The organism is Aeribacillus composti (assembly GCF_031760945.1).
GTDB lineage: Bacteria > Bacillota > Bacilli > Bacillales > Aeribacillaceae > Aeribacillus > Aeribacillus composti.
In genome coordinates, this window is the sequence record NZ_CP134501.1 from 895,671 (window position 1) to 907,177 (window position 11,507).

Sequence of the window (11,507 nt, forward strand, 5' to 3'; positions counted from 1 at the left end):
TGAAAAATACGCTCCTTTCAAAAGCTCCTCCAACGTATATTTTGTTTGCGATTTGGAAACAAATAGACGGTGAGAGGAGTGAAATTAGAAAAAATGAAGAGTATAAAAATGTGGACTAGAAGAATTATGATGAGTCTGTTGTTTATTGGGGCGTTTTTAACAACTTTTGAAACCATTTCAGGTGTGAAAGCAGATGAACTGACAAAATGGGTGATCAAACAATATAATCAAAGAGAAAATTCCCAACAAGCCGTTGCAAAAAATATTAATCATGCAAATCAAGGACAGACGATGGAAAAATCCATTGATTTATCAAAGTATCCAAAAAAAACAGTTGTGGCTACCGGATATACAGCCGGATATGAGTCGACAGGAAAACATCCTGGCCACCCTGAATATGGAATTACTTATTCAGGTGTTAAAGTAAAAAGGGATCATTTTTCCACTATAGCAGCAGATTTAAACGTTTTTCCGATCGGAACGATACTTTATGTACCCGGATATGGCTACGGAGTTGTTGCAGATAAAGGTGCTGCGATTAAAGGCAATCGGCTTGATTTGTATTATGAAACAGTAGAAGATGTTTACAATCAGTGGGGAAAGAAAAAAGTGGATGTTTATTTAGTTAAAAAAGGAAACGGAACGTTAACAGAAGAGGAATTAAAAAAATTAAACGAAAATAAAACGATGGAAGTTTTTAGACAACGGTAGCTTATCCCACAGGGATGGGCTTTATTTTTTGGTTTGAAAATAAAGCAAAGTTCTATTCGACCTCGTATAATAATTGAAGGAGGTGGAAAAATGTTTAAAGTACTAGACGGTTTAGAAGGGGAAAGTTTAATTGTTGGCCTTTTTAAGCAAAACGGAAATTTGTCAAAAGCTTTGCAGGAGCTGGATAAAAAATTGAACAATGAACTCACCAAGCTTATAAAATCAGGTGAAATTTCTTCTGCGAAAAACAGTGTCGCAAAACTATATACATTCGATGCTGAAAACGTAAAACGAATTTATTTTGTCGGGCTTGGGAAAGAAAAAGAATTCACGTTCCAAAAGGCAATGGAAGCTTTTGGGCATGCGTTTCAAGCTGTTCAACAAGATCAGAAAAAGATTGTAAGCGTACAGCTTTCTACCTTTATTGGAGGAGATGTGGAAGAGGTAGATGCAGCTCATGCACTAGCGGAAGCGTTTGCCCTTTCTACATACAAAATAAAAAACTATAAACAACGATCAAGCAGCAGCGAATCAAGCATTGAAGCTGTTCATGTTTTGACAGATGCAGATAAAGCGAAAATAAACGCAGCCTTAACTGCCGGTTATGTTTATGGAAGAGGAACAAATTCGGCAAGAACTCTTGTGAACATGCCTTCAAATTTATTAACTGCGACAGAACTCGCGAATTATTCCATCGAACTGGCCAAAAAATATTCTTTTGAGATCGAAATCCTTGAAAAAAAGGATATGGAGGAAATGGGCATGGGGGGGATATTGGCGGTAAATAAAGGCTCCAGTGAACCCCCTAAAATGATTGTGTTAAAATACCAAGGAAAAAAGATTTGGGACGATGCGATTGGTTTAGTCGGCAAGGGAATTACTTACGATACTGGGGGCTACTCGTTAAAACCTAGAGATGGGTTAGTAAACATGAAGACTGATATGGCAGGAGCAGCAGCCGTTTTAGGAGCGATGGAAATTATCGGTGAAATAAAACCGAAACAAAATGTTGTAGCCGTTATTCCGGCTACTGACAACATGATTGGCAGCGGAGCGATGAAACCGGATGATGTCATCGTGTCATTAAGCGGAAAAACAATTGAAATTTTAAATACAGATGCTGAAGGGCGTTTAGCTCTTGCAGATGGCATCACTTATGCAAAGCAGCATGGAGCGAAATACATTATCGATGTTGCCACTTTAACCGGTGGAGTTATTGTTGCTCTAGGAAAGCACACAACAGGTGCGATGACGAACAATGAAAAACTGTATGATCAGCTTTGGAAAGCGTCTGTTGAATGTAATGAAAGAATATGGAGATTGCCAATTTTTGAAGATGACCGCGAGCGGGTAAAAAACAGTAAAATGGCGGATTTGAATAATTCCCCTGGCCGGGAAGGACATGCGATAATGGGCGGTGCTTTTTTAGCAGAATTTGCTGAAGATACGCCGTGGGTTCATTTAGACATTGCCGGGACATCCACTACTTCTAAGAAAGGCCCTCTAGGACCTGAAGGAGCAACTGGTGTGATGACTCGAACATTGGCGGCCTTTGTGGAAAAATTCGTGCCGATTAAATCATGATGGAATCCTCCATCATTCGGTTGAACTATTGCAGATTAGGCTTTATGTCAGAAATGTTATTGCTTGTTTCAGTTTTTCAGCAGGAGCCGCAATTCAATATATATAAAGGAGAAGAGACGGAATCTATTCTCCTTATTTTGTAAAAAGATGACCGCCATTCAGTATGCTTGAAAATCGTGGATTGATTTCTTTCTGACATGTATGTTGTCGGAAGCAACACCAAATTAGGATAATGTGTCGGCACATTCTGACTTAACAAATTGCTGCACATTTATCCTGATTTGGTCTGTATTGTGCACGATTAGCCCAGTACTTAACATGTCTATAAGTGCGCATTTTTTATTGCTTTTCAAAAGAGAGCGAAGGCTTTTTTTGCATTTTTGATAATAGATTCGGCAAGAACTGTTTTCCTTCTTTTAAGGTAAGTCGAAAATATATGTGTATTATGTGGCAGAATTCATATTTGCGAACTCTTTTTCAAAAACTTTTTCTACAGGAACATAATTGTACCCAAGATCGCGGGCGACTGCCTCATACGTTATTTCTTTGTTGGCAACGTTGACACCTAATTTGATCGCTTCGTTTTTGGCGATTACTTCTACTAACCCTTTGTTGGCTATTTGCAATGCATATGGAATGGTCGAATTAGTAAGGGCGAACGTAGATGTTCTCGGAACTGCTCCCGGCATATTCGCAACTGCGTAATGAAGGACTCCGTGCTTTACATATGTCGGATTGTCATGAGTGGTGACATGATCACTCGTTTCAAAAATCCCGCCCTGGTCAATGGCAACATCAACGATGACTGATCCAGGTTTCATCGATTTTACCATTTCTTCAGTCACAAGCTTTGGCGCTTTTGCACCGGGGATTAAGACAGCACCGATGACTAGATCCGCTTCTTTTACTGCTTCGAAAATATTATAGGAGTTAGACATGAGCGTTTGAATGTCGTTGCCAAAAAGATCATCTAATTCCCGAAGACGCTTAGGACTTACGTCAAGGATCGTTACATGAGCTCCTAAACCGATAGCCATTTTTGCAGCATTTGTACCGACTACCCCGCCGCCGATGATGACGACCTTGCCGCGTTCAACGCCTGGAACACCGGATAATAGAATACCTTTTCCGCCGTACGGTTTTTGTAAAAATTGCGTTCCAACCAGTGTTGCCATACGACCGGCCACTTCGCTCATCGGTGTTAACAGGGGTAACGAATGACCGTCAGAAACTGTTTCGTAAGCGACCGCAATCACACCGGATTCCTTCAACTCTTTTGTCAGTTCAGGATTAGCTGCAAGGTGCAAGTAAGTAAACAGAATAAGACCATCACGGAAATATTTATATTCTTCTTGAAGCGGCTCCTTGACCTTCAACACCATATCTGCTTCCCAAACCTTGCTTGTATCATGAAGAATTTCGGCGCCTGCTTGAATATATTCTTCATCATGAATTCCGCTTCCAAGACCTGCACTTTCTTCTACGAGTACACGGTGACCTGCCTTGACTAATGAAACAACTCCAGCTGGTGTAATGGCTACACGATTTTCGTTATTTTTAATTTCCCGCGGTACACCAATTATCATTGCAATCCCTCCTGTATAATATAATTTCGTTTTAATATTCCATATGTACCAACAATGAGTCGGAATTTTCATGTACCTGTCCATTTTATTGTTTCTTTTCCTGCTGGCAATCATTCATTGAATTTTTTGTTTTTATATCATATGCAAATCGGTGTATGTTTGTCTGCAGCTTTCAGCGAAACCGCCAGTATATTTGCATAAATTTATAAAATCCACTTCCGTTGCGAAAATTTCGAACATATGGTATCTTATACAGAAATATTTAGGAGGGATGAGCTGTGAAAAGGGTCACTTTAATGGAAGTCTTCACTCATCCAATTACACAAAAATATTTAAAACGATCTGGCATCGCTCACGCGATTAAAACGGCTGATCACGCTTTTCGTCTTGCGATAGCATTCAATGTAAATCCCGATCTTGCGACAAAGGCGGCGCTGTTGCATGATATTGGCCATTATGAATGGTACACGGACGGTAAATGGGATTATGAAAAATATCAAAAAAATGATATTCATGCAATAAAAGGAGCGAACAGAGCGCATAAACTGCTGATAAGGCTTGGGGAAAAGCCTGAAACAGCCAAGCAAATTGCTTTAGCTATTCTCCTTCATACGGATTCGTATTTGCCTGATGGTAATTTAAAGCAAAATCCTCTTCAGCGTATAGTTCGGCTTGCTGATGAATTGGATGAAGAACCAGGCGGAATGCATCATTACCGTCAAATTGACGAAAAGCTGGCTTTAAAGAAAATTAGGACTCTAGATAAAAAAGTTGAAAAGTACTATTCTCAGTTAAAATCCATTGTATAAGCGAACAATTTAGGCGTTTGATCATACAATACTATAAACAAACAATGGAAGTGGTGGTTTCGTTTGCCTTCTTTTGTAGGTCCAATTGAGATTAATGAAGTCGACTCAGGAATCATAAAAGTGGGTGACAGCTTTTCTATTTCTCCTAAGGCGAGTTTAAAATCTGCGCTTGGTTCAGGAGCTTTAAATGTTGGAGACTATGTAAAAACATTTGACGTTCGTAGCAAAACGAATGAACATTCGAAAAGTTTCTTTGATCAACCGATAATAGGGAATAGGTAAAATATTTTGCAAAACCTGAGATTGATTTTTCTTTCAACTCAGGTATTTTTTTATATAGAGGGAAAAAAGGAGTGAAACAATGAAAGTACGAAAGGCAAATATAATACATAACGGTGAAGAGATCAGAAACGTCTATATTTATGAAAACAAAAAAGAGGAGTATATATTAGTTGCTGTACCGCAGCTTGAATGGTCCAAGATCATTAAATATGAAGAAATCAATGACAAAACAAGAGAACATTTACAAAATTCTATTGCAAAAAGATCGAATGAGAACATTGCCATTTCACTTTCTTCGAAAATTACTCAATGGATACAGGAAATGTAAATTTTCAAGAGGATTTGAGAAACATGTAACCTCTGCTGTCAGACGGAGGTTACATTAGATTGCTTTCTTTTCTCTCTACTAATTCTATGACATCATGTATGTCGACTTGTAATACGGAGCAAATTTTTGCAAGCTTATCTAGAGGAAGGCGCTTCGTTTTGTTGTGGCACATTTCCCATACAAGCGTATGGCGAATATCAGCTTGACGGGCAAGTTCTCGTTTGGTCATTCTTTTTTGTTTCAATAAATTGTCCAATTTAATATGTATAACATATTCTTTTTTTTCCACTATGTTCACCCTTATTTGTCATATCTTCTCGGGATTTAGAAAATATTCTATCAATGTTCTTTCGTTCATTCAACCCTCTTTTATCAAAATTTTCCTTCTTTTTTATATGAATTTAACAAATGGGGGAAAGAAGGAGTCCTTCTGTTATAAAAATCATGATCATGCAATCTTTATAACAAGTTTGCCATACATCGCAAAAAGACACATACAATCACATTGCGTGTTTTTCGGTATCACGCATAAAACTTCAAATTAGTTTTTCGGTGAAAAATGATCGAAAATTCTATAAAATAAATATGAAAGATCGAAAAAAGGATCTTTTCAAGGGAGTGTGATACTTTGAATCATCAAGAAATCGAAAAAATCAACAAGATCTTCTTAATGCTTGAAAGGGAGTTAGACGAAACGAAAAAGGCGCTTGATAATATCAATAAGAGCATTGACAAATACGATAAATATCAATATACGAAAATTGTATAATGAGGCGACGACCAAATTTGGTCGCCTTTTTTATGATAATATATATAATTTATAGTATAATAATTGTAAAACATCCATAGATTTCAAGCTGAATATAAATCAGATCAAAAGGAGGGGATGGCATTAAAAAGTGAGTTATTATTAAACAAAGTTCAAGTGGCAATGTTTATGAAGGATGCGGTCGAAAGGTCTGTAGACTGGCTTTATTTGCGGAATCTTTTGCATCGTTTTATCGAATCTAAACAAACATTTCCTTTTGCAGAGCTTTGTTATTTGCATGCGAACGTATTCAACAGCGAAAATGATGAAGAAGAATTGTACAAGCTTATGGCAGCTGTTGAATTGCTCGTCCTAGCTTTTGATATGTTTGATGATTTGGAGGATCTGGACAACTTTACAGAACCGTGGATGGATATTGATAGAGGGGAAGCGATTAACAGCTCATCCTTTCTTTATACGTTAAGTTTATCGCATATCCATTCGCTGTCATCACCTTATCGTTCTGAGATCCTTGGTCTGTTTCTTGAATATGCTTTGCAGGCTATGAAAGGCCAGCATATTGATTTGGCAAATGCCGTGAAGACAGAAAAAGAATGTTTGCAAATGATGAGATGGAAATCAGGTTCCCTTACAGCTCTTGCAGCTGAAGCGGGTGTCATGTTTGCATGCGGGAAAAGATACGAGGAAGTTAAGGAATACGGGCACCAAGTAGGGATTGCCGGCCAGATTGAGAATGATTATAAAGGATTGTTTACTCCGCATAAACAGGACAGGAAGTTTTTGAAGCCGTCACTGGCATTACTTTATTTGCAAAGGAAATTTAATCAAACAAGCGTGGATATTTTACAATATGTGCACAGCGGAAAAGACTTCGACGAATACTTTGGAAGCATTGTAGCTTTTAAAGAAAAGCTGTTGGAAGCGGGAGTCACCCAATATTTAAATGTGATGAAACACATCGCGCTTAAGAAGGCTGAAACTTATATAAAAAAACTTCCGCTGCCTGCTGAAAAATTGGATGAACTATTAACAAATTTAATCAAAAAATAAAAAAGGAGAGATCAATATGCAAGAAATCGTAAATTTCTTAATCGAAAACCCTGATGTTTTGGAGAAAGTCGTGAATGGACAAGCTAGTTTGATTGGAGTTAAAGATTCTGATGAACTTTTAGGCATTATTACTGGACTTACAGACGGTTTAAAATTGTTGCCGCCTGCTGGATTTTGGAAATAGTTTAAAGGGTGAAAATATTTGGTTTTTAATAAGGTAAAAATCGTTGATTATGGATATAAACTTGCAGTATTTATAAGCTCGCTGTTTTTTATTGTTTATATTTTTCAAATCAACCTCTCGTATCCTTATTTAGGAACAAACATTGAAAAAACATCAAAGGGTCAATATTATATTAGAAATATTGACCCGAAAGCTTGGGCTGATCGAGCAGGACTAAAAATTGGGGATCAAGTATTAGAATTAAATGGAGTGCCTACTGAAAAGTTTTTTAGAGAGAGCAGTTTTTTTGTTTATCAAGAAGTAAAGAATTTAACAATCAAACGGGCAGATGGCAGTATATTTAAAATAAACGTTGAGGAAACATCATTAGATTTTCAAACATTTTTCATGATGATAATACCAATTATTCTTTTTCTTCTATCTATGTATTGCAGTTTTTTTGTCTATAGATCAAGTAAAAAATTAAAAATTTTATCCCCATATTTATTGAAATTTTTTCTATTATGTGTATCTCTTGCCTATTTATTTGCGACCAGTTCTGCCCGGGGAGATATTTTTTCCCAATATATGGTTGTTTTATTTTTTACTTTGACTCCAGTTATATATCTGCATTTTTTGTATCACTATTTTTATGAACATGGACAAGAATTATTTAATAAAAAAGTAATTATTTTTGGGTATTTTCTTGTAATTGTAAATTTTTTAATTGAATACATAAATAAACAACCGATAGATTTAGATATTAATTATAATTCGAAAGTGTTGAATCTAATCACCTTTCTCTTTTTATTGTTAATATCGTTTATAGTGAAAGTAAAAGGAATGAGAAAACTTAAACTTTCCGAGATATCTTTTACGATTAGAAATTTAATTATTACAAATGTACTTGCTTTTGCACCTTTTGTCCTATTATATGTCATTCCGTATATCATTTTAAAAGATGCTTTGTTCTCACCAGTGTTCCTGTCTTCATTTATGTTGTTAATACCTTTCGCCCTTGTGTATCAGTTTCTATCATCAAAGATATATGATATTGAGTTTATTCTAGGCAGAGTCAAATATTATGCTCTCCTTTCCATTTTGCCGACTATCTTTTTAGTGGCTTTTATCATACTGCTGAAAGAACATAATCCCAAAATTTACCCTATTCAACTTTCAATTATTATATATATATTAATGATATGTGTTTTTTATTTTAAAGAAATTGTTGACTTCCGCTTCCGGTTTAAGCGGTTTTCGGAAAAATATAATTATCAGGACAGCATTTTGAAGTATACGTCAAGGATCCGGAAAGCAGGCAGTTTAAAACAGATGATGGCTGAGTTAAAATCGACCATTTTAGAGGTTTTGAAGGTCAGCCGTGCATACTGCCTTGTTGTTCATGAGAGTGGACGGATCGAAATGGTTGATGATGATGGGGATGGCGGTCTTTTAGAAATTGCCCCATACGAAAAAGATATTTTAAATGCTGTAACAGAAATAGGGAAAATTGTAGAATTTGATAAAGGGTTTGTGTTAACTGTCGGTGAAACGAATAGAAGGAAATATGTTATTATTTGCCTTTCTGTCATTAAAACGCCTAAACTGACTCGTGATGAAATTTCTTGGCTGAATTCCCTTGCTTTTTATACGAATGTAACTGTAGAAAACTTTTTGAAAATAGAAGAATTGATGGAAAGGCTTGAAAAAGCGGAAGAGGGAAACAGCAATCCTGCATGGCTCAAAAAACTGCTGTTTGCAATTGAAGAAAAGCAGCGCTCCAATTTGGCGAAAGATTTGCATGATTCTGTGCTGCAAGATTTGATTTCGTTAAAAAGGCAATGCGAATTGGTTCTGGAGGAATCTGGACAATATCCTGCTGCTACGATCGAAAAAATTCAGAGCATGAATCAAAACATTCTTGATATCATTCATATGACGAGGGAAACGTGTCAAGAGCTGCGTCCGCAAATTTTATATGACTTGGGACTCGTCAAGGCGGTATCAAAGCTAGTAGCGCAATACGAAGAACAGTGTAATTTTCAAATCCGCTTTAATACGGGGAATTTTAACAAGCAGCTTGATATAAACATGCAGCTTAATTTGTACCGGATCATTCAGGAGCTTTTATCAAATGCGCGCAAGCATTCGAACGCGAAGCAAATATTAATTATGCTCGTCAATATAAGAGAAAAAATTGTATTGCACTATGAAGATGATGGCGTAGGCATCGATGAAGAACTGTTGTATGCGAAAACAGAAAGCATGGGATTGTCCGGAATTAGAGAGAGGGTAAAAGCTTTGGATGGTGAAATGAAGATTGAGACTTCTCCGGGAAATGGATTTCGGGTCTTAATTGAAATTTAATCACATTCTTGACTTGGCTTTTGCCAAGTCATTTTACTGTAGATTTTGTCTAAAGAGGTGGAAAACATGATTCGTATTTTAGTGATTGACGATCATCCTGCTGTGAGAGAAGGGACAAAAGCGATATTGGAGACGGATTCTGAAGTTGAAGTGGATTGTCTGGAGCCTCCTTATACGGCTGAACTTATGAAGAAAATCGATTTTTTGCAATATGATGCAGTTCTTATGGATATGAATTTAGGTGACGTCAACGGGATTGAACTGGCAAAGCAAATAACATCTCAAGAACACCAATGCAAAGTCCTTCTTTATACTGGATATGATGTCAATGATTATATGGAAGAAGCGATTTCCTTAGGCATTCATGGAGTAATCAGCAAGACGGAGTCAAAAGAGAAAATATTATCTCACATTCGCCATGCGTTGCTTGGTGAGATTATTCTATCATTTGATTACGTAAAAAAATTGATTGAACGACAGACATTAAAGTCGCCATCTATGAAAGAAGCAAATGAGCCTTTAACAGATAGGGAAAAAATGATTTTAATGGAAGTCGAAAGAGGGCTAACAAATCAGGAAATAGCAGATAAGCTGCATTTAAGCAAAAGATCGATTGAATATAGTCTCACTTCCATTTTTAATAAGCTGCACGTCAGCTCTCGGACAGAAGCCGTATTAATTGCGAAGTCAGAAGGCATTCTTTAAATTAAGAAGTCCCGTCCAATTTGATTGCTATAAAAGATAAGGCTCATGAATGAACCTTATCCTTTGCTTTCTTTTTTTCTTTTAACTCATCAATTTTGCTGTTTTCCCATAGTTTCACTTTTGTATGGTAAGCTGCGCGGCTGATTAAATGTCCTGCTACAGGCGATGTTAAAAATATAAACAGGATTCCCAGCAAAACTCTTCCATTCATATGGTTTTCAAGCACCCAAAAATATAAGAACACCCCTAGTAAAATAGAGAGCACACCTAATGTCGCGCTTTTGGAAGCCGCATGGTTTCTCGTATATACATCTGGTAGCCTCAACACACCAATGGCGGAAATTAGGCTGAAAAAGGCTCCTTGGAGAATGAGATATCCGATCACAAACTTACTGATTGTTTCGATCATTTTCGATAATTTCTCCTTTCTCCAAGAATTTAGCAATCGATACCGTGCCGATAAAAGCTAAAATTCCAATTAATAAAATAATGTCCAAAAAAGCGCTTGTATCTAAAACAATCGACATGATCGCTGTGATCCCGACTAAGTTGATGCCGATCGCATCTAATGATATGGCACGGTCTGGAACGGATGGGCCTTTGATGAGCCGAATCATCAATAAGAAAGAGGAAGAAGCGATAAGAGCCAAAGAAATCCAAATAATAAATTCAAACATTAACGGCTCACCTCCTTAATAGCTTTCTCAAAACTGCTTTTTATATCTTTTCTTGCTTGTTCGACATTCGCTATATCCACAGAATGGATATAAAGCGTTTTATTATCATCGGAAATATCAATAACAAATGTTCCTGGTGTTAAAGTAATGAGATTGGATAGAATCGTAATTTCCCAATCTTTTTCCAATTCTGTTTCAAAGGCAAAAATTCCAGGCTCCATTTTCAATTTTGGCGACAAAACGATTTTTAAAACAGCAATATTTGCAAGGACAAGCTCCTTCAAAAAGATGAATATGAGCTTTATGACAGCGGCAATATTGTACAGATAAAATCGTCTTGGAAAAAAACGGCGCAGCGCGAAAAGAATGATAATACCTAAAAGATATCCGATAAAAAATGTGATGAATGAGTAGTCATCCTGCAAAAGCATCCATGTAATGGCAATCATAAAATTTAACAGTATTTGAAAGGCCAT

General features: G+C 36.7%; 15 protein-coding genes. 10 read left to right on the top strand and 5 right to left on the bottom strand.

The window, feature by feature from the left end; translation table 11 throughout:
* Positions 1 to 93: 93 nt before the first annotated feature.
* Positions 94 to 711: a stationary phase survival protein SpsC gene (spsC, locus tag RI196_RS04445; RefSeq protein ID WP_063387072.1), complete on the top strand. Its 618-nt coding sequence runs from the start codon at positions 94 to 96 to the stop codon at positions 709 to 711.
* Positions 712 to 801: 90 nt separating this feature from the next.
* The gene (locus RI196_RS04450) at positions 802 to 2,295 is read left to right on the top strand and encodes a leucyl aminopeptidase (protein WP_311066992.1); all 1,494 of its coding nucleotides are present in this window, start codon (positions 802 to 804) and stop codon (positions 2,293 to 2,295) included.
* 443 nt (positions 2,296 to 2,738) lie between these two features.
* Here the strand turns inward: RI196_RS04450 and ald are convergent, their stop codons facing one another.
* Complete coding sequence (gene ald, locus RI196_RS04455; protein WP_063387070.1) at positions 2,739 to 3,881, bottom strand: alanine dehydrogenase; 1,143 nt, start codon at positions 3,879 to 3,881, stop codon at positions 2,739 to 2,741.
* Positions 3,882 to 4,159: 278 nt separating this feature from the next.
* Between ald and RI196_RS04460 the strand changes: the two genes are divergently transcribed.
* The 3 genes from RI196_RS04460 to RI196_RS04470 all read left to right on the top strand — a co-directional run bounded on the left by RI196_RS04460 (position 4,160) and on the right by RI196_RS04470 (position 5,300).
* Positions 4,160 to 4,690: an HD domain-containing protein gene (locus tag RI196_RS04460; RefSeq protein ID WP_311066993.1), complete on the top strand. Its 531-nt coding sequence runs from the start codon at positions 4,160 to 4,162 to the stop codon at positions 4,688 to 4,690.
* 63 nt (positions 4,691 to 4,753) lie between these two features.
* On the top strand, positions 4,754 to 4,972 hold the full coding sequence (locus RI196_RS04465; protein ID WP_063387068.1) for a spore germination protein: 219 nt from the start codon (positions 4,754 to 4,756) through the stop codon (positions 4,970 to 4,972).
* A 79-nt stretch (positions 4,973 to 5,051) separates the two neighbouring features.
* The gene (locus RI196_RS04470; RefSeq protein WP_066249236.1) at positions 5,052 to 5,300 is read left to right on the top strand and encodes a YueH family protein; all 249 of its coding nucleotides are present in this window, start codon (positions 5,052 to 5,054) and stop codon (positions 5,298 to 5,300) included.
* A gap of 49 nt (positions 5,301 to 5,349) precedes the next feature.
* Here the strand turns inward: RI196_RS04470 and RI196_RS04475 are convergent, their stop codons facing one another.
* Positions 5,350 to 5,589, bottom strand: a complete 240-nt coding sequence (locus RI196_RS04475) for a helix-turn-helix domain-containing protein (protein WP_232515690.1) — start codon at positions 5,587 to 5,589, stop codon at positions 5,350 to 5,352.
* Positions 5,590 to 5,928: 339 nt separating this feature from the next.
* On the opposite strand from RI196_RS04475, the gene RI196_RS04480 reads away from it, so the two are divergent.
* The 5 genes from RI196_RS04480 (at position 5,929) to RI196_RS04500 (ending at position 10,354) form a co-directional block, all read left to right on the top strand.
* The gene (locus RI196_RS04480; RefSeq protein ID WP_063387066.1) at positions 5,929 to 6,069 is read left to right on the top strand and encodes a DegQ family regulator; all 141 of its coding nucleotides are present in this window, start codon (positions 5,929 to 5,931) and stop codon (positions 6,067 to 6,069) included.
* 117 nt (positions 6,070 to 6,186) lie between these two features.
* Complete coding sequence (locus tag RI196_RS04485) at positions 6,187 to 7,119, top strand: polyprenyl synthetase family protein (protein ID WP_082830254.1); 933 nt, start codon at positions 6,187 to 6,189, stop codon at positions 7,117 to 7,119.
* Between the two features lie 16 nt (positions 7,120 to 7,135).
* The gene (gene comX / locus RI196_RS04490) at positions 7,136 to 7,303 is read left to right on the top strand and encodes a competence pheromone ComX (protein ID WP_082829505.1); all 168 of its coding nucleotides are present in this window, start codon (positions 7,136 to 7,138) and stop codon (positions 7,301 to 7,303) included.
* Between the two features lie 18 nt (positions 7,304 to 7,321).
* Positions 7,322 to 9,649, top strand: a complete 2,328-nt coding sequence (locus RI196_RS04495) for a histidine kinase (protein ID WP_311066994.1) — start codon at positions 7,322 to 7,324, stop codon at positions 9,647 to 9,649.
* A gap of 66 nt (positions 9,650 to 9,715) precedes the next feature.
* Positions 9,716 to 10,354: a response regulator transcription factor gene (locus RI196_RS04500; RefSeq protein WP_066249242.1), complete on the top strand. Its 639-nt coding sequence runs from the start codon at positions 9,716 to 9,718 to the stop codon at positions 10,352 to 10,354.
* 43 nt (positions 10,355 to 10,397) lie between these two features.
* On the opposite strand, the gene mnhG is transcribed toward RI196_RS04500, so the two are convergent.
* The 3 genes from mnhG to RI196_RS04515 are packed head-to-tail and all read right to left on the bottom strand — an operon-like array spanning position 10,398 to position 11,507.
* Positions 10,398 to 10,763 carry a monovalent cation/H(+) antiporter subunit G gene (gene mnhG / locus RI196_RS04505; protein WP_311066995.1) on the bottom strand — a complete coding sequence of 122 codons (366 nt, stop codon included), beginning with the start codon at positions 10,761 to 10,763 and terminating at the stop codon, positions 10,398 to 10,400.
* Positions 10,744 to 11,031, bottom strand: coding sequence for a Na(+)/H(+) antiporter subunit F1 (locus RI196_RS04510; RefSeq protein WP_311066996.1), 288 nt, complete (start codon positions 11,029 to 11,031; stop codon positions 10,744 to 10,746). Before RI196_RS04510 ends, mnhG begins: the two co-directional genes overlap by 20 nt.
* Positions 11,031 to 11,507, bottom strand: coding sequence for a Na+/H+ antiporter subunit E (locus RI196_RS04515; RefSeq protein WP_130157059.1), 477 nt, complete (start codon positions 11,505 to 11,507; stop codon positions 11,031 to 11,033). Before RI196_RS04515 ends, RI196_RS04510 begins: the two co-directional genes overlap by 1 nt.

Coding starts and splice junctions, on each gene's coding strand:
- spsC (WP_063387072.1), top strand. CDS start 94: ATGAAGAGTATAAAAATGTGGACTAGAAGAATTATGATGAGTCTGTTG.
- RI196_RS04450 (WP_311066992.1), top strand. CDS start 802: ATGTTTAAAGTACTAGACGGTTTAGAAGGGGAAAGTTTAATTGTTGGC.
- ald (WP_063387070.1), bottom strand. CDS start 3,881: ATGATAATTGGTGTACCGCGGGAAATTAAAAATAACGAAAATCGTGTA.
- RI196_RS04470 (WP_066249236.1), top strand. CDS start 5,052: ATGAAAGTACGAAAGGCAAATATAATACATAACGGTGAAGAGATCAGA.
- RI196_RS04485 (WP_082830254.1), top strand. CDS start 6,187: ATGGCATTAAAAAGTGAGTTATTATTAAACAAAGTTCAAGTGGCAATG.
- comX (WP_082829505.1), top strand. CDS start 7,136: ATGCAAGAAATCGTAAATTTCTTAATCGAAAACCCTGATGTTTTGGAG.
- RI196_RS04500 (WP_066249242.1), top strand. CDS start 9,716: ATGATTCGTATTTTAGTGATTGACGATCATCCTGCTGTGAGAGAAGGG.
- mnhG (WP_311066995.1), bottom strand. CDS start 10,763: ATGATCGAAACAATCAGTAAGTTTGTGATCGGATATCTCATTCTCCAA.
- RI196_RS04510 (WP_311066996.1), bottom strand. CDS start 11,031: ATGTTTGAATTTATTATTTGGATTTCTTTGGCTCTTATCGCTTCTTCC.
- RI196_RS04515 (WP_130157059.1), bottom strand. CDS start 11,507: ATGGCCTTTCAAATACTGTTAAATTTTATGATTGCCATTACATGGATG.